The 25,425-nt window shown below is 75.3% G+C and carries 28 protein-coding genes; 19 read left to right on the plus strand and 9 right to left on the minus strand.

Translation table 11 applies throughout. The features are described 5' to 3' along the window. Both ACYVKY_RS13870 and ACYVKY_RS13875 read right to left on the minus strand, forming a co-directional pair. Positions 1 to 269: hypothetical protein (locus ACYVKY_RS13870; protein ID WP_460435579.1), on the minus strand; the 269-nt coding region annotated here is incomplete at its 3' end. A 157-nt stretch (positions 270 to 426) separates the two neighbouring features. Next, the gene (locus ACYVKY_RS13875; protein WP_460435580.1) at positions 427 to 1,197 is read right to left on the minus strand and encodes a sigma-70 family RNA polymerase sigma factor; all 771 of its coding nucleotides are present in this window, start codon (positions 1,195 to 1,197) and stop codon (positions 427 to 429) included. Positions 1,198 to 1,351: 154 nt separating this feature from the next. On the opposite strand from ACYVKY_RS13875, the gene ACYVKY_RS13880 reads away from it, so the two are divergent. From ACYVKY_RS13880 to hemB, 6 genes are all read left to right on the plus strand, one after another. Further along, entirely contained in the window at positions 1,352 to 1,630 is a 279-nt protein-coding gene (locus ACYVKY_RS13880) for a glutaredoxin family protein (protein WP_460435581.1), read from the plus strand. Positions 1,631 to 1,840: 210 nt separating this feature from the next. After that, the gene (locus ACYVKY_RS13885; RefSeq protein WP_460435630.1) at positions 1,841 to 2,602 is read left to right on the plus strand and encodes a redox-sensing transcriptional repressor Rex; all 762 of its coding nucleotides are present in this window, start codon (positions 1,841 to 1,843) and stop codon (positions 2,600 to 2,602) included. Continuing rightward, on the plus strand, positions 2,599 to 3,984 hold the full coding sequence (locus ACYVKY_RS13890; protein WP_460435582.1) for a glutamyl-tRNA reductase: 1,386 nt from the start codon (positions 2,599 to 2,601) through the stop codon (positions 3,982 to 3,984). Before ACYVKY_RS13885 ends, ACYVKY_RS13890 begins: the two co-directional genes overlap by 4 nt. After that, positions 3,981 to 4,988 (plus strand): hydroxymethylbilane synthase, encoded by a 1,008-nt coding sequence (gene hemC, locus ACYVKY_RS13895; protein ID WP_460435583.1) that lies wholly within the window; start codon positions 3,981 to 3,983, stop codon positions 4,986 to 4,988. The genes ACYVKY_RS13890 and hemC overlap by 4 nt, the downstream gene beginning before the upstream one ends. Continuing rightward, positions 4,985 to 6,604 carry a bifunctional uroporphyrinogen-III C-methyltransferase/uroporphyrinogen-III synthase gene (locus ACYVKY_RS13900; RefSeq protein WP_460435584.1) on the plus strand — a complete coding sequence of 540 codons (1,620 nt, stop codon included), beginning with the start codon at positions 4,985 to 4,987 and terminating at the stop codon, positions 6,602 to 6,604. Before hemC ends, ACYVKY_RS13900 begins: the two co-directional genes overlap by 4 nt. Before the next feature lie 16 nt (positions 6,605 to 6,620). After that, on the plus strand, positions 6,621 to 7,598 hold the full coding sequence (gene hemB, locus ACYVKY_RS13905; RefSeq protein ID WP_460435585.1) for a porphobilinogen synthase: 978 nt from the start codon (positions 6,621 to 6,623) through the stop codon (positions 7,596 to 7,598). On the opposite strand, the gene ACYVKY_RS13910 is transcribed toward hemB, so the two are convergent. The 5 genes from ACYVKY_RS13910 to ACYVKY_RS13930 all read right to left on the minus strand — a co-directional run bounded on the left by ACYVKY_RS13910 (position 7,559) and on the right by ACYVKY_RS13930 (position 11,306). After that, positions 7,559 to 7,879, minus strand: coding sequence for a hypothetical protein (locus ACYVKY_RS13910; protein WP_460435586.1), 321 nt, complete (start codon positions 7,877 to 7,879; stop codon positions 7,559 to 7,561). The genes hemB and ACYVKY_RS13910 overlap by 40 nt on opposite strands. Positions 7,880 to 7,987: 108 nt before the next feature. Continuing rightward, complete coding sequence (locus ACYVKY_RS13915) at positions 7,988 to 8,422, minus strand: nitroreductase family deazaflavin-dependent oxidoreductase (protein ID WP_460435587.1); 435 nt, start codon at positions 8,420 to 8,422, stop codon at positions 7,988 to 7,990. After that, entirely contained in the window at positions 8,419 to 9,675 is a 1,257-nt protein-coding gene (locus ACYVKY_RS13920) for an MFS transporter (RefSeq protein WP_460435588.1), read from the minus strand. Before ACYVKY_RS13920 ends, ACYVKY_RS13915 begins: the two co-directional genes overlap by 4 nt. Further along, the gene (locus ACYVKY_RS13925) at positions 9,672 to 10,259 is read right to left on the minus strand and encodes a helix-turn-helix domain-containing protein (protein ID WP_460435589.1); all 588 of its coding nucleotides are present in this window, start codon (positions 10,257 to 10,259) and stop codon (positions 9,672 to 9,674) included. The genes ACYVKY_RS13920 and ACYVKY_RS13925 overlap by 4 nt, the downstream gene beginning before the upstream one ends. 135 nt (positions 10,260 to 10,394) lie before the next feature. Next, positions 10,395 to 11,306, minus strand: a complete 912-nt coding sequence (locus tag ACYVKY_RS13930) for a hypothetical protein (RefSeq protein ID WP_460435590.1) — start codon at positions 11,304 to 11,306, stop codon at positions 10,395 to 10,397. A gap of 94 nt (positions 11,307 to 11,400) precedes the next feature. Here ACYVKY_RS13930 and ACYVKY_RS13935 point away from each other — a divergent pair, with 94 nt between their 5' ends. From ACYVKY_RS13935 to ACYVKY_RS13950, 4 genes are all read left to right on the plus strand, one after another. Next, the gene (locus ACYVKY_RS13935; RefSeq protein WP_460435591.1) at positions 11,401 to 13,191 is read left to right on the plus strand and encodes a glycoside hydrolase family 3 protein; all 1,791 of its coding nucleotides are present in this window, start codon (positions 11,401 to 11,403) and stop codon (positions 13,189 to 13,191) included. Between the two features lie 157 nt (positions 13,192 to 13,348). After that, a complete protein-coding gene (locus ACYVKY_RS13940) occupies positions 13,349 to 14,503 on the plus strand; it encodes an exo-beta-N-acetylmuramidase NamZ family protein (protein WP_460435592.1) in 1,155 nt (384 codons plus the stop codon). Positions 14,504 to 14,543: 40 nt separating this feature from the next. Beyond that, positions 14,544 to 15,437 (plus strand): MurR/RpiR family transcriptional regulator, encoded by an 894-nt coding sequence (locus tag ACYVKY_RS13945; RefSeq protein ID WP_460435593.1) that lies wholly within the window; start codon positions 14,544 to 14,546, stop codon positions 15,435 to 15,437. Further along, complete coding sequence (locus ACYVKY_RS13950; RefSeq protein ID WP_460435594.1) at positions 15,434 to 16,363, plus strand: N-acetylmuramic acid 6-phosphate etherase; 930 nt, start codon at positions 15,434 to 15,436, stop codon at positions 16,361 to 16,363. The genes ACYVKY_RS13945 and ACYVKY_RS13950 overlap by 4 nt, the downstream gene beginning before the upstream one ends. A gap of 12 nt (positions 16,364 to 16,375) precedes the next feature. Here ACYVKY_RS13950 and ACYVKY_RS13955 read toward each other — a convergent pair whose 3' ends face one another. Beyond that, complete coding sequence (locus tag ACYVKY_RS13955) at positions 16,376 to 16,951, minus strand: YceI family protein (protein WP_460435595.1); 576 nt, start codon at positions 16,949 to 16,951, stop codon at positions 16,376 to 16,378. Positions 16,952 to 17,072: 121 nt separating this feature from the next. Here ACYVKY_RS13955 and ACYVKY_RS13960 point away from each other — a divergent pair, with 121 nt between their 5' ends. From ACYVKY_RS13960 to ccsB, 9 genes are all read left to right on the plus strand, one after another. Further along, complete coding sequence (locus ACYVKY_RS13960) at positions 17,073 to 17,597, plus strand: MarR family winged helix-turn-helix transcriptional regulator (protein ID WP_460435596.1); 525 nt, start codon at positions 17,073 to 17,075, stop codon at positions 17,595 to 17,597. Further along, on the plus strand, positions 17,594 to 18,937 hold the full coding sequence (gene hemL / locus ACYVKY_RS13965) for a glutamate-1-semialdehyde 2,1-aminomutase (protein WP_460435597.1): 1,344 nt from the start codon (positions 17,594 to 17,596) through the stop codon (positions 18,935 to 18,937). The genes ACYVKY_RS13960 and hemL overlap by 4 nt, the downstream gene beginning before the upstream one ends. A 196-nt stretch (positions 18,938 to 19,133) precedes the next feature. Beyond that, on the plus strand, positions 19,134 to 19,778 hold the full coding sequence (locus ACYVKY_RS13970) for an FMN-dependent NADH-azoreductase (protein ID WP_460435598.1): 645 nt from the start codon (positions 19,134 to 19,136) through the stop codon (positions 19,776 to 19,778). Between the two features lie 55 nt (positions 19,779 to 19,833). Further along, a complete protein-coding gene (locus tag ACYVKY_RS13975) occupies positions 19,834 to 20,346 on the plus strand; it encodes a MarR family winged helix-turn-helix transcriptional regulator (protein WP_460435599.1) in 513 nt (170 codons plus the stop codon). 55 nt (positions 20,347 to 20,401) lie between these two features. Further along, positions 20,402 to 21,046, plus strand: a complete 645-nt coding sequence (locus ACYVKY_RS13980; RefSeq protein WP_460435600.1) for a histidine phosphatase family protein — start codon at positions 20,402 to 20,404, stop codon at positions 21,044 to 21,046. Beyond that, positions 21,043 to 21,633 (plus strand): TlpA family protein disulfide reductase, encoded by a 591-nt coding sequence (locus ACYVKY_RS13985; protein ID WP_460435601.1) that lies wholly within the window; start codon positions 21,043 to 21,045, stop codon positions 21,631 to 21,633. The genes ACYVKY_RS13980 and ACYVKY_RS13985 overlap by 4 nt, the downstream gene beginning before the upstream one ends. Positions 21,634 to 21,635: 2 nt before the next feature. Further along, the gene (locus ACYVKY_RS13990; RefSeq protein ID WP_460435602.1) at positions 21,636 to 22,400 is read left to right on the plus strand and encodes a cytochrome c biogenesis CcdA family protein; all 765 of its coding nucleotides are present in this window, start codon (positions 21,636 to 21,638) and stop codon (positions 22,398 to 22,400) included. A gap of 3 nt (positions 22,401 to 22,403) precedes the next feature. Next, a complete protein-coding gene (gene resB / locus ACYVKY_RS13995) occupies positions 22,404 to 24,047 on the plus strand; it encodes a cytochrome c biogenesis protein ResB (protein WP_460435603.1) in 1,644 nt (547 codons plus the stop codon). Next, complete coding sequence (gene ccsB, locus ACYVKY_RS14000; protein WP_460435604.1) at positions 24,047 to 25,015, plus strand: cytochrome C assembly family protein; 969 nt, start codon at positions 24,047 to 24,049, stop codon at positions 25,013 to 25,015. Before resB ends, ccsB begins: the two co-directional genes overlap by 1 nt. Before the next feature lie 16 nt (positions 25,016 to 25,031). Here ccsB and ACYVKY_RS14005 read toward each other — a convergent pair whose 3' ends face one another. Then, complete coding sequence (locus ACYVKY_RS14005; protein WP_460435605.1) at positions 25,032 to 25,334, minus strand: PLD nuclease N-terminal domain-containing protein; 303 nt, start codon at positions 25,332 to 25,334, stop codon at positions 25,032 to 25,034. Positions 25,335 to 25,425: the final 91 nt, after the last annotated feature.

Here is a 25,425-nt window from a genome sequence, read left to right on the forward strand (position 1 = left end):
GCCTCCGGCGGCGGACGCCGGTCGGTGAGCGCCGCGGCCTCCCGCCGCGCCGGCGCGAGCTGCTCGGCCTCCGTGCGGAGCCGCTCGGCGAGCTCCTCGCGGAACTGCTGCCGCGGGACCAGCGTCGCCAGCGGTCGTCCGGCGTCGCGCAGCTCCACGGCCAGCGCGACCAGGGCCGCGTCCGCCCCGGACGACCCGGGCCCGGACGACGCACCCGTGCGCAGGGCGTCCTCGAGCTCGCGCTCGAAGCTGTCCGACGCGCGCGTCATCGCCTGCACCTCCCCGTCGTCGCCCCCGGTGCGCGCCTCGTCAGGACGCACTCACCCCACCAACGTCCCGGGGGTGCTCCGGTTACGGTGCGGCGCACCACGTCTCGGTACCCGCGGGTAACCGGCGCGGGCGCCCCACCGGTGACCGGGGCCGGCCTCACGGCGCCGCCCCCAGCACCTGGGCCAGCTGGCGCACCGCGCGCAGCTGCAGCTGCTTCACCGCACCCTCGCTGCGGCCGAGCGCGGCAGCGGTCTCGGCCACCGACAGCTCGTGGAAGAACCGCAGCACCAGGCACTCCTGCTGCTCCGGCTTCAGCGTCCGCAGCGCCTCGACGAGCCGGCGGTCGCGCTCGCGGCCGAGCACCTCCTGCTCCGGGGTCGCCGCGACGCTCGACCCGGGGACGCCGGTGCGCTCGGCGCCGGCGTCGCGCTCGGCCCCGACGATCTCGTCGGTGGTGAGCTCGAGGCGGTACCGGCTCGAGCGGCGCAGGTCGGTGACCAGGTTGCGGGCGATGGTGACGAACCAGGCCGCGATGTCCTTGCCCTGGAAGGTGAACGAGTCGAGACGGCGCAGCGCGCGGACGAAGGTCTCGGCGGTGAGGTCCTCGGCCTGCTGGTGGTCGCCCACCCGGGCGTAGACGTAGCGGTAGACGGTGTCGACGTAGAGCTCGTAGACCTGGCCGAACGCCTCGACGTCGCCCGCCTGCGCGAGCCGCACCAGCGCCGCGACCCGGGTCGCGTGCTCGGGGTCGCGCTCGTCGGGACGTCCGCGCGAGCCGCCGGGACGACCGGTGGGGGGCGAGGTCGTCGCCATCGCCAGCACGGCCTCGGCCAGCCGGCGCAGCGAGCCCGGCGGCAGACCGAGGGGCGCCGCCGGGGGAGCGGCCGCGGCGAGGGCGGGACGCGGCGTCCCCCTGCCTGCGGCCATGTCGTCCACCCCGGTCCTCGGGCCCCGGGCTCGCACCCGGGAGCCGGTCGCGTCGTCGCGCCCGCGCGCCGGGAGGTCGGGCCGCCCCGGTCACGTCCGAGCCGATGGTACGCGCGCCGGGACGTCGTGGCCGGTCGTGCGTAGCCTGCTGCCCGTGGACCGGATCGTGCTCGTCGGCCGCGACGGCTGCCACCTGTGCGACGAGGCGCGCGAGGTGGTGCGCCGCGTCGCGGCCGAGCAGGGCGTGGGCTGGGGCGAGGTCGACGTCGACGCCGACCCCGACCTGCGGGCCCGCCACGGCGAGGAGGTCCCGGTCGTGCTCGTCGACGGCGAGCCCCACAGCACCTTCCGCGTCGACGCGGACGCGCTGGCGGCCGCGCTCCAGCCGCGCGGGCGCGGCGCGCTGCGCTGGCTGCGCCGCGGCGGCGCCTGACCCCGACCCCGACCACGCCGGCACCGACCCCGGCCCGCGGGGTGACCCTGCTCACCCGGCTGCGTCGCCGACTTTGTGCGTTCGTTCACAAGTGCCTACGCTGCTGGGGTCAGACCGCACGTCCCCCGGTGGTCGCACCACCCCGGCGGACGTCCGCCCGCACGTCCCTGCTAGGAGGCGGCAGCCACCGTGAGCTCCCCGCGCGAGGACCTGCCCGGCGCCGCCACCGGCGACGCGCAGGCCCGCACCGGCCGCGCCCCGCGCCCGGCCACCGGGCGCAGCGTCCCCGAGGCCACGGTCGCCCGCCTGCCCGTCTACCTGCGCTCGCTCACCGCCCTGGTCGAGCGGGGCGTGGCCACCGTCTCGTCCGAGGAGCTGGCGCTCGAGGCTGGCGTGAACTCGGCGAAGCTGCGCAAGGACCTGTCGCACCTCGGCTCGTACGGCACCCGCGGCGTGGGCTACGACTGCGAGTACCTCGTCTACCAGATCAGCCGCGAGCTCGGCCTGGCCGAGGACTGGCGCGTCGTCATCGTCGGGATCGGCAACCTCGGCCACGCGCTCGCCAACTACGGCGGGTTCGCGGCCCGCGGCGTCAGCGTCGTCGCGCTGGTCGACACCGACCCGGACGTCGTCGGCGAGCAGGTCGCCGGCCTCACCGTCGAGCCGGCGTCGGCGCTCGAGCGGGTGCTCGCGGACCGGCAGGTGGCCATCGGCGTCATCGCCACGCCCGGCCCGGCCGCGCAGGACGTCTGCGACCGGCTGGTCGCGGGCGGCGTGACCAGCATCCTGAACTTCGCCCCCACCGTGCTCCAGGTGCCCGACGACGTCGTGGTGCGCCGCGTCGACCTGTCGTCGGAGCTGCAGATCCTGGCCTTCCACGAGCAGCGCCGGCTCGCCGACCGCGAGGTCGCCGACCGCGGGCTCGCCCCGGTGGCTGCGGCCGCCGCCGACGCGATGCGGCTGGCGCGATGAGCCTGCTCGCGGTGGGCATCTCCCACCACACCGCACCCCTCGACGTGCTCGAGCGGGTGGCGCTCGACGCCGCCGGGACGCGCGAGCTGGCGACCGCCCTCGGCCGCGCCGAGCACGTGCGCGAGGTCGCGGTCCTCGCCACCTGCAACCGGCTCGAGGTGTACGCCGACGTCACCACGTTCCACGGCGGGTTGGCCGACATCGGTCGAATGCTGGTGGCCCGGGCCGGGCTCGACCTCGCCGAGCTCACCCCGCACCTGTACGTGCGGTACGCCGAGCACGCCGTGCAGCACCTGTTCCGGGTCGCCGCAGGGCTGGACTCGATGGCGCTGGGCGAGTCGCAGGTGCTCGGCCAGGTGCGCGCGACGCTGCGCCGCGCCCAGGAGGACGGCACCCTCGGCCGCCTGCTCGACCCGCTGCTGCAGCACAGCCTGCGGGCGGGCAAGCGCGCCCACACCGAGACCGGGCTCGACCGTGCGGGGCACTCGCTCGTCGAGGCCGCCCTGGCGCACGCCGACGAGGTCGGCCTGCCGCTGACCGCCTCGCGCGCGCTGGTGGTCGGCGCCGGCGCGATGAGCGGCCTGGCCGCGGCGACCCTGTACCGCGGCGGCGCCGCCGCGATCACGGTGGCCAACCGCACCCCCGAGCGAGCCCAGCGGCTCGCCCGCGCCGTCGGCGGCGAGTGGCTCGCCCTCGACGACCCCGACGCGCTGGTGCAGGCGCTCGCCGGCGCCGACGTCGTGGTCTCGTGCACCGGGGCCGTCGGCCACGTCCTCACCGTCGAGCGGGTGGCGGCGGCGCGCGAGCTGCGCGCGGCCCGCGCCGCGCTGGAGGGCCGCGACCCGGCCGACCAGCTGCTGGTCGACCTCGCCCTGCCGCGCGACGTCGAGCCGGGGGTCACCGCGCTGCCCGGCGTCCACGTCGTCGACCTCGCCACGCTCGGTCGCGAGCTCGAGCACGCCGAGGTGGGCGAGCAGGTCGAGGCGGCCCGGCGCGTCGTCGACGAGGAGGTCGCCACCTACCTGCAGGGGCAGCGGGCCGACGAGGTCGCGCCGACCGTCGTCGCGCTGCGCTCGTACGCGCGCCAGGTGGTCGAGGCCGAGCTGGCGCGGCTGCGCTCGCGGCTCGGCGAGGTCGACCCGAAGGTCGCCGCCGAGGTCGAGCTCAGCGTGCACCGCGTGGTCGAGAAGATCCTGCACACCCCGACCGTGCGGGTGAAGTCGCTCGCCGCCGAGCAGGACGGCTCGGGGACGCACTACGCGGCCGCCCTGCGCGAGCTGTTCGACCTCGACATCGACGCCGTCACCGGCGGCGCCACCATCACCGACGTCTCCGACGTGCTCGCCGCCGTGCCCGGCGAGCGGCTGGGGGGTGCGTCGTGACCGCGCTGCGCCTCGGCACCCGCCGCAGCCTGCTCGCCCGCACCCAGAGCGAGCAGGTGGCCGACCGGCTGCGCGCGCAGGGCCACCGGGTCGAGCTGGTCGAGGTCGTCACCCACGGCGACACCTCGACCGCCCCGCTCACCCAGATCGGCGGCACCGGCGTCTTCGTCTCCGCGCTGCGCGACGCGCTGCTCGCCGGCGAGGTCGACCTCGCCGTGCACTCCCTCAAGGACCTGCCGACCGCCCCCGCGCCGGGCCTGGCCCTGGCCGCGGTGCCGGAGCGGGAGGACCCCCGCGACGTGCTGGTCGCCTCCGGCGGCCGGACCCTGTCCGACCTCGGCGAGGGCGCCGTCGTCGGCACGGGGTCGCCGCGCCGGGCCTCCCAGCTGCTCGCCCTCGGGCGCGGCCTGCAGGTCGTGCCGGTGCGCGGCAACGTCGACACCCGGCTCGGGCTGGTCACCTCCGGCGAGGTCGACGCCGTCGTCCTGGCGCGCGCCGGGCTCGCCCGCATCGACCGGCTCGCGCACGTGACCGAGGTGCTCGACCCGCTGACGCTGCTCCCGGCCCCGGGCCAGGGCGCGCTCGCGGTCGAGTGCCGCGCCGACGACGCGGCGACGCTCGCCGTGCTCGAGGTGCTCGACGACGCGCCCACCCGCGCCTGCGTCGAGGCCGAGCGGGCGCTGCTGGCCGCGCTCGAGGCCGGCTGCACCGCACCGGTCGGCGCGCTCGCCGACTGGGTCGAGGGCGACCCGGCCGCCGGCGAGCAGGACGAGCTGTACCTGCGCGCCGTGGCGCTCGCGCCCGACGGCTCGGTCGACCTGCGGCGCTCGGCGACCGGTCCCGCGACCGACCCAGGTGGCCTCGGCCGCCGGCTCGCCGAGGTGCTCCTCGAGGACGGCGCGCAGGACCTCGTCACCGCGGCGCATCCACCGGCCCCACCGGGTAGGAACCCGGAACAGACCTCCGTCCCCATCGGTTCAGCAGTGCAGGAGAGTGAGCAGTGAGCAGCAAGAACAAGCCGGTCGGCCAGGTGGCCTTCGTCGGCACCGGCCCGGGCGACCCGGGTCTGCTGACGGTGCGCGCCACCGAGGTGCTCGCCGGCGCCGAGTCGGTCGTCCTCGACCGTGGCATCAGCGACGAGGCGCGCGACGCGCTCGTCGCGCGCTGGTGCCCGCCCGGGGTCGAGCTCCTCGACGCCGGGTTCGGCGAGAACGGGCAGCCGCTCACCCACGCCGGCCGGGCGAAGGTGATCACGCGGGCCGCCAAGGCGGGCCACCGCGTCGTCCGCCTGCTCGACGGCGACGCCGCGACGTTCTCCGGCCTGGCCGAGGAGCTGGTCGCGTGCCAGAAGGCGGGCGTGCCGTTCGAGGTCGTCCCGGGTGTCGCGCTGCACACGGCCGTCCCCGTCTACGCCGGCGTGCCCACCACCTCGAGCGCGGTCTCGGCGGTGCACGTGGTCGACGTCGCGGGCAAGGTCGACTGGTCGAGCCTGCTCGACGAGAAGGCCACCGTGGTGCTGCTCGGCCAGCGCGGCGACCTCGCCGCCGCCCTCGAGGCGCTCGTCGCCGCGGGCCGTGCCGCCGACGCCCCGGTGGTCGTGACCGCGCAGGGCTCGACGACGCGCCAGTCCTCGCTCGACTCGACCCTGGCCGCCGCCGCGTCGGTGCTGGCCGGGTCCGACGACGAGCAGTTCCCGCGCCCGCTCGTGGCCGTCACCGGCCCGACCGTCGCACTGCGCGACAAGGTGTCGTGGTTCGAGACCAAGCCGCTGTTCGGCTGGCGCGTGCTGGTGCCCCGCACCCAGGCGCAGTCCGGCCCGATGACCGACCGGCTCGCCACCTACGGCGCGGTCGCCGACGTCGTCCCGACCATCTCGGTCGAGCCGCCGCGCACGCCGCACCAGATGGAGAAGGCCGTCACCGGCCTGGTCACCGGTCGGTACGAGTGGATCGGGTTCACCTCGGTGAACGCGGTGCGCGCCGTGCGCGAGAAGTTCGCCGAGTACGGCCTGGACGCCCGCGCGTTCGCCGGCCTCAAGGTCGCGGCGGTCGGCGGCGTGACGGCCGACGCGCTGCGCGAGTGGGGCATCGAGCCCGACCTGGTGCCCTCGGGCGAGCAGTCGGCGCACGGGCTGCTCGAGGAGTGGCCGCCGTTCGACAAGGTGCTCGACCCGATCAACCGGGTCTTCCTGCCCCGCGCCGACATCGCCACCGACACGCTGGTGGCCGGCCTGGTCGAGATCGGCTGGGAGGTCGACGACGTCACGGCGTACCGCACCGTGCGCGCCGCGCCGCCGCCGGCGCCCGTCCGCGACGCGATCAAGAACGGCACCTTCGACGCCGTGGTGTTCACCTCGTCGTCGACCGTGCGGAACCTGGTCGGCATCGCGGGCAAGCCGCACCCGTCCACCGTCGTGGCGTGCATCGGGCCGGCGACCGCGAAGACCGCCGAGGAGCACGGCCTGCGGGTCGACGTCCTCGCGCCGGAGCCCAGCGCCGCCGCGGTCGTCGACGCGCTCGCCGAGTACGGGTCCGGCCTGCGGGTCGCCGCCCTCGAGGCGGGCGAGCCGGTGCTGCGTCCGAGCGAGAAGCGGCCGGCCGCACGCCGTCGCGCGCGCTGACCACCGGCTGAGCACGATGTCCTTCCCGGTCGTGCGGCCGCGGCGCCTGCGCACCACGCCGGCGCTGCGGCGGCTCGTGTCCGAGCACCGGTTGCACCCCGCGCAGCTGGTGCTGCCGCTGTTCGTGCGTGAGGGGATCGCTGCGCCGCAACCGATCTCGTCGATGCCGGGCGTGCTCCAGCACACCCGGGAGTCGCTGGTGCAGGCCGCCGTCGAGGCGGCCGACGCCGGCGTCGGCGGGCTCATGCTGTTCGGCGTCCCGGCGGTGCGCGACGCCACCGGGTCGGGCGCCGACGACCCCGACGGCGTCCTCAACCTCGCGCTGCGCGACGTCGCCGACGCGGTCGGCGACCGCACCGTCGTGATGGCCGACCTGTGCCTCGACGAGTTCACCGACCACGGCCACTGCGGGGTGCTCGACGACGCGGGCGCCGTCGACAACGACGCGACCCTCGAGCGGTACACCTCGATGGCGCTGGCCCAGGCGCGTTCCGGCGCAGCGGTGCTCGGGCTGAGCGGGATGATGGACGGCCAGGTGGGTGCGGTGCGCGCCGCGCTCGACGCCGAGGGGCTCACCGACGTCGTCGTGCTCGCGTACGCGGCCAAGTACGCGTCGGCGTTCTACGGCCCGTTCCGCGAGGCCGTCGACTCCCAGCTCACCGGCGACCGTCGCACCTACCAGCAGGACCCCGCGAACGGCCGCGAGGCGCTGCGCGAGGTGCGCCTCGACGTCGCCGAGGGCGCCGACGTCGTGATGGTGAAACCCGGGCTGCCGTACCTCGACGTGCTCGCCTCGGTGGGCGGTGCCGTCGACGTGCCGGTGTGGGCCTACCAGGTGTCGGGCGAGTACGCGATGGTCGAGGCGGCCGCCGCGAACGGCTGGATCGACCGCGAGCGCGCGATCGAGGAGTCGCTCACCGCCTTCGTGCGCGCAGGTGCCGACGCCGTGCTGACCTACTGGGCCACCGAGGTCGCCACGCGGCTGCGGGGCTGACGCCGCCGGTCGAGGTCGCCGCTCGGGGCGCGCCACGCGCTGACCGCGCCGTCGAGGTCGTGCCGGCGCACCAGCACCGCCCCGGGCTCGGGCACCCGGTCGAGCGCGTCGGCGGGCACGGCGCACGGCGTGCGGCCGAGGTCCCACAGCTGGTGCGGGTCGATGCCGTGCGCGAGCAGCACCTCGATCGCCCGCGCGGGCTCGTCGGCCGCCACCGCGACCTCGGCGTACGAGGTGGCGGCGTCGCCGTCGTCGAAGCGGTACACGAGCACCCGTCCCACGTCACCGACGGTAGACCGGCGCGACCGCGGGCACGGGCGGACGCGCCCGGACCACCCCGACGGGTGACCTCGGGCTCGCCCGTCCGGTGGAGCGCCGGTCCGGTGGGGTCAGCGGGGCTCGAGCAGCAGCACGGGGATGAGGCGGTCGGTCTTGACCTGGTACTCCGCGTAGGGCGGGAACGCCTCGACGCAGCGCGCCCACCACTCCTCGCGCTCGGCGCCCGAGATCTCGCGGGCGCGCCGCGCGCTCACCTCGGTGCCGTCCTGCAGGTCGAGGTCGGGGTCGGCGAGCAGGTTGCCGTACCAGACCGGGTGCTCGGGGGCGCCGCCCTTGCTCGCGACCGCGGCGTAGACGCCGTCGTGCTCGACCCGCATGAGCGGCACCTTGCGCACCTTGCCGGACGCCTTGCCGCGCATCGTCAGCAGCACGACGGGGCGGTGCTGGACGTGCACCGACGTCGTCGTGCCGGTCTCCTCGATGGTCTCGACCTGCTTGCGCACCCACTCGGACGGGGACGGGACGTACTCACCGGTGATGGTCATGACCGCGACAACGGGGCCGGGTCGGCGGGCATTCCGGACGCTCCGTCCTCGTCCGCGGCGAGCCGCTCGGGGGCCGGACGGCGCAGGAGCAGGGGGAGCGCGGCCGCGGACGTGACCACCGCGATCGCCGCCAGCGACCAGCGGAAGTCGGCGACGGTCAGCAGCGCCGCGCCCGCGGCGATCGAGGCCGTCTGCGGCAGCGTGATCGCGAGGTTCACCGCGCTGGACGTGCGGCCCTGCAGCCGCGGCGGCGTCATCCGCTGCCGCACGGTGGCGGCGGGGACGAACGCCCAGGGGATCGCCGCGCCGCCGAGCACCCGTCCGGCGAGCACGACCTGGTCCTGGGAGGCGAACATGGTCAGGCCGCTCAGCGCGAAGGCGACCAGGGCGAGCCCGACGAGCCGCTGGCCGCCGAGCCGGCGCAGCAGCCAGACCGACACCACGCCACCGGCGATGCTGCCCGCGCCCTGCGCGCTCATCAGCACGCCGAAGAACGCCGGTTCCCGGCCGAGACCCTCGTCCACGACGCTGAACAGCGCCGTGTCGGCGAGCCCGATGACGAGCATCGACGCCGCGAGGCAGGCGGTGATGCGGCGCAGCGCCGGCGTGCGGGCGACGTGCCGGAAGCCGGCCGACACCTCCTGCGCCCAGGGCTCGCGCCCGTGCGGCTCCGGCTCGGACTCCTGCACCCGCACCGTCAGCAGCGCCAGCACGGCCAGGCCGAAGGTCGCCGAGGCGAGGGCGGCCAGGGCCTGGCCGCCCACCGCGGTGTAGAGCCCGGCGCCGAGCAGCGGGCTCACGACCCGCAGCCCCTGGTCGAGCGTCATCAGCGTGCCGTTGGCGGTGTCGAGCTGGTGGTCCTCGAGCAGGTCGCGCAGCAGGCCCGAGCGCGCCGGGGCCGTGACGTACCCGACCACGCCGTACCCGGCGGCCACCGCGTAGAGCAGCCACAGGTCGTCGGCGGAGTCGACGAGCAGCAGGGCGAGCACGCCGACGCCGGCCAGGGCGTTGGTGGCCAGCAGGAGCGGGCGCCGGCGCACCCGGTCGGCGAGCTGGCCGAACAGCGGCGAGGCCAGCACCGGCAGCGCGAGGAAGAAGAACACCAACCCGGCGGCCGAGCTCGACCCGGTGAGGTCCTTGGCCCACACGCCGAGGGTGAGGAACAGGGCGCTGTCGCCGACGTTGCTCACCGTCTCGCCCACGAGCAGGCGTCGGAAGGCCGGGACGGCGAAGGCGGACCGCCGGGTGGTCACGCCGAGCCGCCGGACGCGGGGCCGGGGTCGTCGTCCGGCAGCACCGTCGTCGCCGCGTACACGCGCACCCACCGGCCGTCCTCCGGACGCGTCGTGGGGTCCTCGACCCGCCCGACGTACCGCAGGAGCAGGGCCTGCAGCTCGGCGTTCACCTCCTCCAGCTCCGCGCGCGTCATCCAGGTGGTCGAGCCGCCGCTGGTCTGGGTGCCGTCCCACCCGGGCGGCGCGGGACGCGTGAGGCGCTCGCGGACGCGGGCCGCCTCCCAGTCGACGAACGCCTGCCCGAAGGCGAGCGCGGCGCGCCGGCCCTCGTCGTCGAGCGCGGACGGGTCGACGTCCTGCCGGTACGACACCGCCCGCCAGGGCTTGTCGCGCCCGACCTGCTCGGCGCGCTCGACGAAGCCGTACTTCTCGAGCTGGCGCAGGTGGAACGAGCAGCTCGCGACCGACTCGCCCGTGGCGCGGGCGCACTCGGTGGCGGTCGCCCGGTCGCGGGTGCCGAGCACCTCGATGAGGCGCAGCCGCAGGGGGTGGCTGAGGGCGCGGATGGCCTGCGGGTCGCGCAGCGGCTCGGGCGAGCTCACCGGCGGAGCGTGGCATGTTCAAGACTGCTTGCGCAAGGAGACTTGAACATTGCCCCGACTCGCCGCGTCCGCGGGGATGCGACGCGCCGAGACGCCCGGGAACGCGGCGGTTCGGGGGAGGGGAGGGCGGCGGCGTCAGTCGGCGAGCTCTGCAAGGTGCTGCCGCGCCCGGTCGACCTCCTCCTGGGCCGACCGCTGCGCGGCGCGCTGCCCCTCGAGCGTGCGCTCCGCCTCGTCGGCCGCGGCCGCGAGGCGGTCGGCGTCCGCGACCGCGCGGTCGAGCGCCTCCTGCGCCTGCCGGCGCCGCTCCTGCGCCCGCTCGCGCTCCGCGGACGAGGTCTCGACCGTGCGCTCGGCCCGCACCACCTTGCGGTCGGCGGAGGTGAGCGCCGACTCCGCCTGCGCCAGCGCGGTCCTCGCGGCCTCGAGCCGGCGCTCCCGCTCCTGGCGCTCGCGCTCCGCGTCGGCGCCCTCGTCCTCGTCGTCGTCCTCGTCGTCGTCCTCGTCGTCCGGCTCGACCGGGTCGGGGACGACGGCGAGCCCCGCGGGCCCGAACCCGCTGTAGGACAACGGGCTCACCAGGTGGCCGGCGCGCACCTGCTCGGCCACCTCGGGGTCGGCCAGTGCCGCGAGCAGCGTGTCGCCGACCTGGTCCAGCACGCTGCGCGAGACCTGCTCGCCGCTGTCGCGCGCCAGGTGGTGGGCGCGGGTGGCGAGCGAGCGCACCACCTGGTGCCGCTGCTGGGTGAGCGTGCGCAGCTCGGCCCCGCTCAACCGCGACTGCGCCTTGCGCATGGCGGCACCGAGGTCGAGCAGGGCGCCGAGGTCGTCGGGCGCCTCGTAGGCGAGCAGGTTCACGAGCCACGCCGCCGTCGACGGCTTGCGCAGCCTCCCGATCGCCGTCGCGAGCGCGCGGTCGCCGTCGGCGCGGGCCCGCGCGACCAGCTCGGCCCGGGTCGCCATGAAGTCGTCCGGCACGACGGCGTAGAGCTGCTCGGCCGCCTCCTCGAGCGCCGCCGCGTGCTCGTCGTCGTCCCCGCGCGCCACGTGGCCATCGTGGCAGGCCGTTGACGCCGGCCGCGGTGGCACATAGTTTCAGTGCGATCCCATGATTTGGAAGTTGCTTCCACGAGGAGGAACCGTGCCCGTCCCCCGGACCGCGAGGGTGCTCGCCGCCGGCGCCGCCGCGCTGCTGGCCGCCACGCTCGCCGCCCCCGCCGCGTCGGCCGCGGGCGGGGCCGACGCCTACGTCCGCAGCACGATGCGGCAGATGACGACCGACCAGAAGATCGGCCAGCTGTTCGTCACCTACGCGTACGGCACCGACGCGCGCACGGTCACCGAGGCCGACGCCGCCCAGAACCTGGCCGCCTACGGCGTGCGCACCCCCGCCGAGGTGGTCGACAAGTACGGTCTGGGCGGCGTCATCTACTTCGCCTGGTCGAACAACGTCGCGAACCCGCAGCAGATCGCGAAGCTCTCGAACGGGTTGCAGCGCGCGGCGGCAGGCCGCGACACGAAGGTCGACCCGCCGCTGCTCATCAGCACCGACCAGGAGATGGGCGTGGTGGTGCGGGTCGGTCCGCCCGCCACCCAGCTGCCGGGCAGCATGGCGCTCGGCGCCACCCGTGACCCCCGCGCCGCCCAGCAGGCCGCGCAGGTCACCGGTCGCGAGCTGCGCGCCATCGGCATCAACCAGAACTACGCGCCGGACGCCGACGTGAACGTCGACCCGCAGAACCCGGTCATCGGCGTGCGCAGCTTCTCGTCCGACCCGGCGCTCGTGTCGCAGCTGGTCGCGGCCCAGGTGACCGGCTTCGAGCAGCCTGGCAAGCAGGGCGTCTCGAGCACGGCCAAGCACTTCCCGGGCCACGGCGACACCAGCACCGACAGCCACTACGGCCTGCCGGTGATCGACCACACCCGCGAGGAGTGGGAGCGGCTCGACGAGCCCCCGTTCCGCGCCGCGGTCGAGGCCGGCATCGACTCGATCATGACCGCGCACATCGTCGTCCCGTCGCTCGACCCGAGCGAGGACCCCGCGACGCTGTCGCAGCCGATCCTGACCGGCCTGCTGCGCGAGCGGCTCGGGTACGACGGCGTCGTCGTCACCGACTCGCTGCAGATGGCCGGCGTGCGCGAGAAGTACGGCGACGACGAGGTGGCCGTGCGCGCGGTGCTCGCCGGGGCCGACCAGCTGCTCATGCCGATGGACATGGACGTTGCGTACGAGGCGGTGCAGGAGGCGGTGGCGTCCGGACGCATCTCGCAGGAGCGGCTCGACCAGAGCGTCGAGCGGATCCTGCGGATGAAGTACGAGCGAGGCGTCGTGCAGCAGCCGTACGTCACCGAGCGCCGCGTCGAGCGCGTCGTCGGCACGCCCGAGCACCAGCAGGTCGCGCAGTCGATCACCGACCGCACCGTCACCGCGGTGGCGAACCCGGGCGGTGCGCTGCCCACGCAGGTCGACGGCCGCTCGGTGCTCGTCACCGGCGCGGGGGTCGCGCCGGCCACGGCGCTCGGCGACCGGCTGGCCGCGCAGGGGGCGGTCAGCCAGGTCGTCGAGACCGGCCTCGCCCCGACCGCGACCAAGCAGGCCGAGGCGGTGGCGGCGGCGTCCGGCAAGGACCTCGTCGTCGTCCTGACGAACAAGGCGTGGTCGAACCCCGGTCAGCAGCAGCTGGTCTCGCAGCTGCAGGCCACCGGCGTCCCGGTCGTCGTGGTCGCGGTGCGCGACCCGTACGACGCGTCGTACGTGTCGCCCGACCTGCCCTTCCTCGCCACCTACTCCTCGACCGCGGTCTCGATGGAGTCGGTCGTGCGGGTGCTGACCGGCCAGGTGGCGCCGACCGGGAAGCTGCCCGTCGACGTCCCGGTGGCCGGGCAGCCGGACCAGGTGCTGTACCCCTTCGGACACGGACTGGGTTGGTGAGGTCGACGTGGTGAGCGCAGCAGGTGGACGCGGGTCCCTCGGTCGTCGGGCGTTCCTGGCGGCCGGTGCGGGAGCCCCGCTGGCGGTGGGCGCGACGGCCTCGTCGGCAGCGGCGGACGGTGGCGCCGGCCAGGGCCGGCGTGTCACGACCGGGGCGATGGCATTGGCGCGCAGCGGCTTCCGCAGCCTGCGCGGCCGACGCGTGGGTGTGGTCAGCAACCCGACCGGGGTGCTCGACGACCTCTCGCACGTGGTCGACGCGATGCACGGCGCCGGCCTCGACGTCGGTGGTGTGTTCGGCCCCGAGCACGGCTTCCGCGGGTCCGCCCAGGCGGGAGGGTCGGAGGGGACGGGGACCGACGCACGCACCGGCCTGACCGTCTACGACGCCTACGGCGCCGACGGCGCGGCGTTCGAGGAGCTCTACGACCGCGCGGACGTGGACACGGTCGTGTTCGACATCCAGGACGTCGGCTCCCGGTTCTACACCTACGTCTGGACGATGTACCACGCGCAGGTCGCCGCTGCCCGCAGCGGCCGCCGGTTCGTGGTGCTCGACCGCCCGAACCCGGTGGGAGGCAGGGCGGCCGGTCCGATGATGACGCCGACGTACACCTCGGGCGTCGGGCTGAAGGAGGTCGTGCAGCAGCACGGCATGACCGTGGGCGAGCTCGCGCGGATGTTCAACGACACCTTCGTCCTCGAGGAGGCGGGTGCGCCCGCCGAGCTCGTCGTCGAGCAGGTGAAGGGCTGGCGCCGCAGCGAGCTGCACTCCGTCACCGGGCTGCCGTGGGTGCCGCCCAGCCCGAACATGCCGACCCCCGAGACGGCGCTGGTGTACCCGGGTACGTGCCTGTTCGAGGGCACGAACCTGTCCGAGGGACGCGGTACCACCCGTCCGTTCGAATGGATCGGTGCGCCGTGGGCCGACCACCACTGGTCAGACGACCTCAACGCCGCCGGGCTGCGCGGGGTCCGCTTCCGCGAGAGCTACTTCGTTCCCTCGTTCTCCAAGCACGTCGGCGCCACCTGCGCGGGCGTGCAGGTGCACGTCACCGAGCCGCAGCGGTTCGACGCGATCCGCACCGCCGTGACGATGCTGGTGGCGCTGAAGGCGCGGTACGCCGACTTCGCGTGGCGGGTCGACGCGTGGGACACCGCCCGTCCGTACTGGATCGACAAGCTGACCGGCAGCACCCGGCTGCGCGAGCAGGTCGACGCCGGGGCGGACGTCGACGAGGTCGTGGCGGCCTGGGCCGACGAGCTGGCCGCGTTCGAGCGGCACCGGCGGCCGTACCTGCTCTACCGGTGAGCCGTTCCCCGGGAGGACGGCCGCGCGGGAGGATGGGGGCGTGAGCTCCCGTGCGCCCGCGGGCGACCTGCCGGTCGTCGTCCGCTCGCTGTTGCCCTCGCTGCCGCGCGCGGAGCAGGCGGTCGCGCGGCACGTCCTCGACCACCCGTCCGACAGCTCGCACCTCACCATCGGCGAGCTGGCCGCGGCCGTGGGCGTCTCGCAGGCCTCGGTGAGCCGGTTCTGCCGCTCGGTCGGGCTGTCGGGGTACCCGGCGCTGCGGCTCGCGCTGGCGCGCGAGGCCTCGCGCAGCGAGGTGCCCGGTCGCGGTCACCTCACCCCCGGCGACGTCGTCCCGGACGAGGACCTCGGCACGCTGGTGCGCAAGGTCGCCTACGCGAGCGCACGGGCGGTCGAGGACACCGCCGCCCAGCTCGACGTCGACGTCCTGGCCCGCGCGGTCGACGCGGTCGGCACCGCGCGCCGCACGGACGTCTACGGGGTGGGGGCCAGCGCCGTCGTGGGCCTGGACCTGCAGCAGAAGTTCCACCGGATCGGACGGGTCGTCCAGACCTGGTCGGACGCCCACATGATGCTGACGTCGGCCGCGCTGCTGCGAGCGGGCGACGTCGCCGTCGGCATCTCGCACTCGGGCACCACCACCGAGGTGCTCGACGCCGTCGCGCGCGCCCGGGCCGCGGGCGCCGTCACCGTCGGCATCACCAACTTCCCGCGGTCGCCGCTCGCGCGTGGCGTCGACCTGCTGCTCACCACGGCGGCGCACGAGACGACGTTCCGCTCCGGTGCGATGGCGAGCCGCACCGCCCAGCTCACGGTCGTCGACGCCCTGTTCGTCGCGGTGGCGAGCCGCAGCTTCGACGCGACCGTCGAGGCGCTCGAGGCCACCTGGGACGCCGTCCGCAGCCGCCGCGAGGACGGCGGGGGGCCGCGGTGACCGTGCTGCCGACCGGGGGGCGCGACCGCACCGGGCTGCCGCCCACCGAGGGCCGCAACGCCGCGACGCTCGGGCTCGCCGACCTCGGCACCCTCGACCTGCTCACCGCGCTGAACGACGAGGACGCCCGCGTCGCCCCGGCCGTGCGCGCCGTGCTGCCGCAGCTCGCCGACCTGGTCGACCGGGCCGTCGCGTCGCTGCGCGCCGGCGGCGGCGTGCACTACCTCGGCGCGGGCACGTCCGGCCGGCTGGCCGCGCTCGACGCCGTCGAGCTGCGTCCGACGTTCGGCGCTCCGCCGCAGTGGTTCTCGGCCCACCTGGCCGGTGGTCCGCAGGCGATGACGCGCGCCGTCGAGGGCGCCGAGGACGACCGCGACGACGGCGCACGGGTCGTCCGCGAGCACGTGCGGACGGGCGACGTCGTCGTGGGGGTCGCAGCCAGCGGCCGGACGCCGTGGGTGCTCGCCGGTCTGGCCCAGGCCCGTCGCCAGGGGGCGGTGACGGCGCTGGTGTGCGCCGACCCGGACCCGCCGGCCGGCGCCGAGGTCGACGTCCTGGTGGGCGTCGCGACCGGGCCCGAGGCGCTGACGGGCTCGACCCGGATGAAGGCGGGCACGGCGCAGAAGCTGGTGCTCAACGCGTTCTCGACGGCGACGATGGTGCGGATGGGGCGGGCCTGGTCGAACCTCATGGTCGACCTGGTGGCGACCAACGCCAAGCTCCGCGACCGCTCGGTGCGGATCCTGGTCGAGGCGACGGGCGACGACGAGGACGTCTGCGCCGCAGCGCTGCTCGCGGCCGACGGTCGGGTCAAGGTCGCCCTGGTGGGTCTGCTCGCGGGGGTGGACGCGGACGTGGCCGCCACCGCCCTCGAGGGCGGCGACGGCCACGTGGCGTCGGCGCTGCGCGCGCTGCGGCCCCGGTAGGGCCGCGCGGGCTCAGGCCTGCTTGATCGCGGAGATGTCGAGCTGCAGCCTGACCTTCTTGCTGACGAGCACGCCGCCGGTCTCGAGCGCGGCGTTCCAGGTCAGGCCCCAGTCCTCGCGGTCGACGTCGAACGCGGCGGAGAAGCCGGCGCGCTGGTTGCCGAACGGGTCGGTGGCGGTGCCCTCGAACTCGACGGGGACGGTCACGCGCTTGGTGACGTCCTTGATGGTGAGGTCGCCCTCGAGCACGAACTCGCCGCCCTCGGCGCGCACGCCGGTGCTGGCGAAGGTGATGGTCGGGTAGGTCGCGACGTCGAAGAAGTCGGGGCTCTGCAGGTGGCCGTCGCGCTGCTCGCTGCCGGTGGTGACCGACGCGGCGCCGATGGTGGCGTTCGCGGAGGAGGTCTCGACCGAGTCGCCGAAGGTGAGGGAGCCCTCGACCTCGGTGAAGCGGCCACGGACCTTGGTGACCATGGCGTGGCGGGCGACGAAGCCGACCTCGCTGTGCGAGGCGTCGATCGCGTAGGTGCCGGGGACGAGGCCCTCGGGCAGCTGAGTGGCGGTGGTGGTGCTCGTGGTGTCGGTCATGACGGGTCCTCCGGGTCGTGGTCTGGGTGCGGGTCCTGCATCCACGGAACCACAATGTTCATGAGAGTTCAAATATTCCTCCACCCCTAGGATCGTTCGTCATGACGAGCGGGGGTGCGACGTGACGCGGTGGCTGAGCCCGCAGGAGCAGGCCGTGTGGCGCACCTACCTCGAGGTGACGCAGCGGCTGTGGGAGCAGCTCGCCCGCGAGCTCGACGACGCCGGCGACCTGCCGCTGTCGGAGTACGAGGTGCTCGTGCGCCTGTCCGAGGCCCCCGGCGGGCGGATGCGGATGAGCGAGCTCGCCGACGCGCTGTCGCACTCGCGCAGCCGCCTCACCCACACCGTGCAGCGGATGCAGCAGCGCGGCCTCGTGCGGCGCGAGCCGGCCGCCGACGACGGCCGCGGGGTGCTGGCCGCGGTGACCGACGCCGGGCGCGCCGAGCTCGCCGCGCACGCCGACGTGCACGTCACCGGCGTCCGCGAGCACCTGTTCGACCCCGTCCCGCCGGACGAGCTCGAGGTGCTCGGCCGCGCGCTCGACCGGGTGGCCGAGCACCTGCGCGAGGTGCGGGCGGCCTCGCGCCCGGGGGCGTCCCGTCCCGGCACGCCCGCGCCGGCGGCGCGTGCCAGGGTGGGGGAGTGACCCACCCGCACTCCGCCCCCGTCTCCGAGCGGCTGTTCGACCGCGCCCGCACCGTCTCCCCCGGCGGGGTCAACTCGCCGGTGCGCGCCTTCCGCGCCGTGGGCGGCACGCCGCGGTTCATGGCGTCCGGGTCGGGTCCGTACCTCACCGACGCCGACGGCCGGCGGTACGTCGACCTGGTCTGCTCGTGGGGACCGATGCTCCTCGGGCACGCCCACCCGGCGGTCGTCGAGGCCGTCCAGCGCGCGGTGTCGCGCGGCACCTCCTTCGGCACCCCCACCGAGACCGAGGTCGAGCTGGCCGAGGAGATCGTCGCCCGGGTCGGGCCGGTCGAGCAGGTGCGCCTGGTCTCCTCGGGCACCGAGGCGACGATGACGGCGGTCCGGCTCGCCCGCGGGTTCACGGGGCGCGCCAAGATCGTGAAGTTCGCCGGGCACTACCACGGCCACGTCGACGCCCTGCTCGCCCAGGCGGGCTCGGGCGTCGCGACCCTCGGCCTGCCCGGCACGCCGGGCGTCACCGAGGCGACGACCGCCGAGACCATCGTCCTGCCCTACAACGACACGGCCGCCCTCGACTCGGCGTTCGACCTGCACGGCGACCAGATCGCCTGCGTGATCACCGAGGCCGCCGCGGGCAACATGGGCGTCGTCCCGCCCGCCCCGGGGTTCACCGCCCGGCTGCGCGAGGTCACCGCCGGGTACGGCGCGCTGCTCGTCAGCGACGAGGTGATGACCGGGTTCCGGCTCTCGCGGTCCGGCTGGTTCGGGCTCGAGGGCCCGCAGGGCGGCGCGAACGACGGCGCCCCCGACCTGTTCACGTTCGGCAAGGTGATGGGCGGCGGCTTCCCCGCGGCCGCGTTCGGCGGACGGGCCGAGATCATGCAGCACCTCGCGCCGGCGGGGGCGGTCTACCAGGCCGGCACGCTGAGCGGGAACCCCGTCGCCACCGCCGCCGGGCTCGCCACCCTGCGCCACGCCGACGACGCCGTCTACGCCCGGGTCGACGAGGTCGCCGCGACGATCGCCTCGTCGGCGTCCGCCGCGCTCGCCGCCGTCGGCGTCCCGCACACCCTCGGCCGCGCCGGGTCGATGTTCTCGGTCTTCTTCGGGGTGCAGCCCGAGCACGGCCCCGTGCGCGACTACGCCGGCGCCCAGACCCAGGACGTCGGGGCGTTCCGGGCCTTCTTCCACGAGCTGCTCGGCCGCGGGGTCTACCTGCCGCCGTCCGCGTTCGAGTCGTGGTTCGTCTCGGCGGCGCACGACGACGCCGCCGTCGACCAGGTGCTCGACGCCCTCCCGCACGCGGCCGCCGCCGCCGCGGCCGCCCTCGGCAGCTGAGGCACCTCCTCCTCCTGCCCGTTTCCCCAGTTCAGTGACGGTCGTGCCACTGGAGTGGGGGTGCGCGCCTCGTGCAGTGCGAGTTCCGCCACTGAACGGGGGAAACGGTCCCCGGGCCGGACGCGGCTTGCATTCGTTTCAAGATTGGAGTAATACTGGTGCTCCAACCTTGAAACAATCGCTCGGAGGAGCTCCCGTGACCACCCTGTTCCGCCTCGACGCCAGCATCCGCCCCGACGGCTCGGCGAGCCGCGAGCTCGCCGACCTGGTGCAGGACGAGTGGCTCGCCGCCCACCCCGGCGCCCGCGTCGAGCGCCGCGACCTCGGCACCGACCCGCTCCCCGCGGACGCGTGGGCCGCCGCGGTGTCCGCCGGCTTCGTTCCCGAGCGCGAGCGGACGGCCGAGCAGGCCGCCGCGGTCAAGCTCGCGGGCACGCTCGTCGACGAGCTGCTCGACGCCGACGCGATCCTGCTGGCCATCCCGCTCTACAACTTCGGCGTCTCCCAGCACGTCAAGGCCTGGATCGACCTGGTCGTCACCGACCCGCGCGCGGCGGCCGGTGGCCCGCCGGTGCTGGAGGGTCGACAGGTCGTCCTGGCCACCGTCCGCGGCGGCGCGTACGGCCCGGGCACCCCGCGCGAGGGCTGGGACCACTCGACCGCGTACCTGCGCCGGATCCTGGCCGACTGCTGGGGCGCCGACCTCACCGTGGTCGAGCGCGAGCTCACGCTCGTCGGGGTCAACCCCGCGCTGGACGCCTTCACCGACCTCGCCGCGCAGCTGCACGCCGACGCCCGCGAGGCCGCCCGCGACGCCGGCAAGGTGCTCGCTGCCTCCTGAGCGCTGCTGCGGTGATGCGCCGTCGCCGTCACCGTCCGGCGCTAGCATCCGGACGGTGACGGCAGCGCGGCCCGACGCCGACCCGACGCCCGAGGGCGGGTGGCTCGACGACGGCGAGCGCGACGCCTGGCTCGGCGTGGTGGCGCTCGTGCTGCGGCTGCCCGGGATGCTCGAGGCCCAGCTTCGGCGCGACGCCGGGATGTCGCTGTACGAGTACCTCGTGGTCAGCTCGCTGTCGATGACCGACGACCGCACCGCCCGGATGAGCCACCTGGCCGGTCTCACCAACGGGTCGCCGTCGCGGCTGTCGAACGTGGTGAAGTCGCTCGAGGCCCGTGGCTGGGTGACCCGCTGCCCCGACACCGTCGACCGCCGCTCGACCCTGGCCCGCCTCACCGACGAGGGGTACCGCGCGGTGGTGGAGGCGGCCCCCGGCCACGTCGACGAGGTGCGCCGTCGCGTGGTCGACCCGCTGACCCGCGAGCAGCTGGCAGCGCTCGCGGACATCGCGACCCGCCTGGTCGGCACCGTCGACTCCGCGGTGGGCTCCCCCGCCGAGGGGTGCTGACCGCGCGTCCCGGGCCGTGCGGTCGGCACCGGCGCGCGCCTGAGAGACTGGGGCCATGGCCCTGACCACCGTGCACCTGCTGCGCCACGGCGAGGTCTTCAACCCGCACGGCGTGCTCTACGGACGCATCCCGGGCTACCACCTGTCCGAGCTGGGGCAGCTGATGGCGCAGCGCGTCGCCGACCACCTCAAGGCCGGCGGCCACCGGGTCGTGCACCTCGTCGCCTCGCCGCTCGAGCGCGCGCAGCAGACGGCCGCGCCGGTGGCCGAGGTCTTCGGGCTGCCGATCACCACCGACGAGCGGGTGATCGAGTCGGGCAACCACTTCGAGGGCCAGCAGTTCGGCGTCGGCGCGGGGGCGCTGCGCCACCCGCGGCACTGGGTGCACCTGCGCAACCCGTTCCGGCCGTCCTGGGGCGAGCCCTACGACGAGATCGCCGACCGCATGCACGCCGCCGCCCGCGCGGCGCGCGACGCCGCCACCGGCGCCGAGGCCGTGGTCGTGAGCCACCAGCTGCCGATCTGGACGGCGCGGCGCCGCGCCGAGGGCCGCCGGCTCTGGCACGACCCGCGCCGGCGCCGGTGCGACCTCGCCTCGCTCACCTCGTTCGTCTACGACGGCGAGCGGCTGGTCGACGTCCGCTACGCCGAGCCCGCGCACGACCTCGTCCCGGCCCGCGACCAGGTGTCCGGCGCATGAGCCGACCCACCCGCGCCGCGGCGCTGCTGGCCGCCGCCGCGCTGCTGTCCGGCTGCACGGCCATGCAGGGCGTCGACGCCCAGGCCCGCTCCGGCGACTCCAAGCAGTACGTCGCGGGCGACGGCACCGTCCTGGAGCTGCCGCCGGACGCCCGGGCCGAGCCGGTCGACGGCGTCGCGGGCGAGACCGCCGAGGGCGAGCGGCTCGACCTCGCCGACCTGCGCGGCGACGTCGTCGTGCTGAACCTCTGGTACGCCGCGTGCGGCCCCTGCCGCGTCGAGGCCCCCGACCTGGTCGCGCTCGCCGACGAGCTCGACCCGCAGGGCGCGCGGTTCGTCGGGCTGAACACCCGCGACGACGCCCCCGAGGCGCTCGCGTTCGAGCAGACCTTCGACGTGCCGTACCCGTCGATCATCGACGCGCAGGGGTCGGCGGTGCTCGCGCTGCGCGGCCAGCTGGTGCCCAACGCCGTGCCGACCACGCTCGTCCTCGACCGCGAGGGCCGGGTCGCCGCCCGGGTCTCCGGCCGCATCGACCCCTCGGTGCTGCGCACCCTGGTCGAGGACGCGCTCGAGGAGACCACGTAGGCGTGGGGTCCGAGCTCAGCGAGCAGGTGCTGTCCGGGCCGATGGTCGCGGCGCTGCCGATCGCGCTGCTGGCCGGTCTGGTGTCGTTCGCGTCGCCGTGCGTCCTGCCGCTCGTGCCCGGGTACCTCGGCTACGTCGGCGGGCTCACCGGCGTCTCGGCCGCGGCCGCCGGCCGCCGCCGCAGCTGGCGCGTGCTCCTCGGCGCGAGCCTGTTCGTCCTCGGCTTCAGCCTCGTCTTCGTCGTGATCGGTTTCACCGCAGGTGGTCTCGGCGACCTGCTGTACCGGTGGAACGACGTCGTCTCGCGCGTGCTCGGGGTCGTCGTCCTGCTCATGGGCCTGGTCTTCCTCGGCTGGGTACCGGGCGGCGCGAGCGAGCGACGGCTGTCGTGGCGGCCCGCGGCCGGGCTGGCCGGGGCGCCGCTGCTCGGCGTCGTCTTCGGGCTCGGCTGGGCCCCGTGCATCGGCCCGGTGTTCAGCGCGGTCGCCGCACTCGGGCTGCAGTCCGGCGGCGCCGGGCGCGGCGCGGTGCTCGCGCTGGCCTACTGCCTCGGGCTCGGGGTGCCGTTCCTGCTGGTGGCGGCCGGCCTCGACCGCAACCGCCGCGCGCTCGACCTGCTCCGCCGCCACCGCCGCGGTATCTCGCGGGCCGGCGGCGCCATGCTCGTGGTCGTCGGGCTGCTGCTCGTCACCGGCGTGTGGACCACCTGGATCGACGCGCTCCGCCTCTGGGTCGAGGGCGACTCCGGCTTCAGGACGGTGATCTGAGCGATGGTGCAGGACCTCACGACCCGGCGCAGCGAGCCCTCGGACGGCCCCGAGCGCCCGGACGCCCCGGCGCTCGGGGTGGTCGGCACGCTGCGCTGGGCCTGGCGCCAGCTCACCAGCATGCGCACCGCGCTGTTCCTGCTGATGCTGCTCGCGGTCGGCGCCGTCCCGGGCTCGATCCTGCCGCAGCGCGGCGTCGACGCCACCGAGGTGGCGCGGTACCAGGCCGAGCACCCGGACGCCTCGCCGTGGCTCGACCGGCTCGGGCTGTTCGACGTCTACTCCTCGGTCTGGTTCTCGGCGGTCTACCTGCTGCTGTTCGTCTCGCTGGTCGGCTGCGTCGTGCCGCGGACGCGCGTGCACCTGGCCGCGATGCGCGCCCGCCCGCCCCGGGCGCCGTCGAGGCTGTCCCGGATGCCCGCGCACACCACGGTCGACGTCGACGCCACGGGCGAGGTGGTGCTGGACGCCGCGCGTGACCTGCTGCGGCGCAAGCGGTACCGCGTCGACGTGCGCGACGGCGCGGTGTGCGCCGAGCGCGGCTACCTGCGCGAGACCGGCAACCTGCTGTTCCACGTCGCGCTGCTCGGCCTGCTCGTGGCGGTGGCGCTCGGCTCGCTGTACGGCTACCGCGGCCAGTTCCTGCTGACGACGGGCACCGGGTTCGCGAACACGCTGTCCGAGTACGACGACTTCGACCCGGGCACCTGGGTCGACGAGGGCGACCTCGACCCGTTCCAGCTGACCCTCGACGACCTGACCGTGCGGTTCGAGACCGAGGTGGCCGGCAACCAGTTCGCCGCGCCGCGCGACTTCGAGGCCGCCGTGACCCTCACCGACGAGCCCGGCGCCGAGCCCGAGCCGCGCACGATCCGGGTGAACGAGCCGCTGCCCGTGGGCGACTCGCACGTCTACCTGCAGGGCAACGGCTACGCGCCGGTGCTCACCGTGCGCGACGGCGAGGGTCGGGTGGTGAAGTCCGGGCCGGTCGTGTTCGTCCCGGAGGGTCGGTTCTACCAGTCGCCCGGAGCGGTGAAGGTACTCGAGACCCAGCCGCAGATCGGCCTGCAGGGCGTCTTCCTGCCGACCTGGGAGATGGACGACGAGCTCGGCCCGACCTCGGTCTTCCCCGACGCCCTCGACCCGCGACTGTTCTTCACCGCCTACCAGGGCGACCTCGGCCTCGACGACGGCAGCCCGCAGAACGTCTACGAGCTCGACACCACCGACATGACCCAGCTCACCGTCGACGACGCGCCGTTCGCGGCGGGCATCGGCGTCGGCGAGACGGTCGAGCTGCCCGACGGTCTCGGCACCGTGACGCTCGAGCGCATCGACCGGTTCGCCGCCTTCGGCGTCCGCCACGACCCCGCCAAGGGCTGGGCGCTCGGCTTCTCGCTGGCGGCGATCGCGGGCCTGGTCGCGTCGCTGTTCGTCCCGCGCCGCCGGGTCTGGGTGCGGGTCGCGCCCGCGGGCGGGGACGGGACGCAGGTCACATCGGGGGACGGTCGTATCGTGGTCGAGGTCGCGGCCCTCGCTCGCAGCGAGGACCCGCGGCTGGCGGCCGAGGTCGAGGCGGTCGCCGGCGCGCTGCGCTCGCGGCTCACCACCGGACGTGACCACCAGAAGCCGGGAGGCCAGGACTGATGTCGGTCGACACCACGCTCGCCCAGATGAGCAACGTGCTCGTCTACTCGTCGATGGCGGCGTACTCGGTCGCTCTCGTCGGCTACGCCGCCGACCTGTCCGGACGCGGCGCGCGGCCCTGGTCGGAGCAGAAGGTGCTCGTCGGCGCGGGTGCGCCGCAGGAGCCCGAGGTGTCCGCCCCCGTCGCCACCGGCGCGCGCGGCAGCCGCGCCGCGTCCGTCGCCACCGCCGTCACCTGGCTCGCGACCGGGTTGCACCTGGTCGCCGTGCTCACCCGCGGACTCTCCGCGTCCCGGGTGCCCTGGGGCAACATGTACGAGTTCGCCCTCACCGGCTCGCTCGTCGTCGCGCTGGTCTACCTCGGCCTGGTGGTGTGGCGCCGCGACCTGCGCTGGCTGGGCACGTTCGCGGTCGGGCCGGTGCTGCTGACCCTCGGGCTCGCCGTGACCGTCATGTACACCGAGTCGGCCCAGCTGGTGCCGGCGCTGCAGAGCCCGTTCCTGGTCGTCCACGTGTCGATCGCCTTCATCTCCAGCGCCCTGTTCACGCTGGCGTTCTCGGTGCACGTGCTGCAGCTGGTGCAGGACCGGCGGGAGCAGACCCGCGCGGCGGGCGGCGAGCCGGGTCGCGGCCGGTTCATGGACCGTCTCCCCGGCTCGGCCGCGCTCGAGGCGCTGGGCTACCGGCTCGTCGCGCTGTCGTTCCCGCTGTGGACGTTCACGCTGGTCGCCGGTGCGATCTGGGCCGAGAAGGCCTGGGGCCGGTACTGGGGCTGGGACCCCAAGGAGGTCTGGACGTTCGTGATCTGGGTGGTCTACGCGGCCTACCTGCACGCGCGCGCCACCCGCGGCTGGGACGGCCGGCGGGCCACCTACCTGGCGATCGCCGGCTTCGTCTGCGTGCTGGTCAACTTCGGGGTCGTGAACATCTTCTTCAGCGGCCAGCACTCCTACGCCGGCATCGGCTGATCTCTCGGCGCGACCCTCAGGCCGGCTCCTCGCCGGACTCGCGGCGACGCTTGACGTCGAGGTCGATGTCGCGCAGGAAGTCGGGGTCGTCGTCCGGGGCGACCGGGCGCGGCGGCTCGGGCCGGCGCGGGGGCTCCCAGTTGCGGTCGCGCCCGGCGAAGATCCACACCAGCGGCCCGACCACCCAGACCAGGATGATCAGCAGCACCCAGACGATCTTCGGCAGCCCCTTCACCAGCGACTCGTCGGTGCGGACGCAGTCGATGAGCGCGTAGAGGGTCAGCGCCAGGGGCACGAGGAACATCAGGGCGCGCAGCACCCGTCCAGAGTACGTGGCCGCACGTGCGAAGGACCCCGACCCGGGGCGGGTCGAGGTCCTGCGGTGGTGCTGCGTGCTGCGGCGGTGGTCA

Source organism: Angustibacter speluncae (assembly GCF_054777815.1).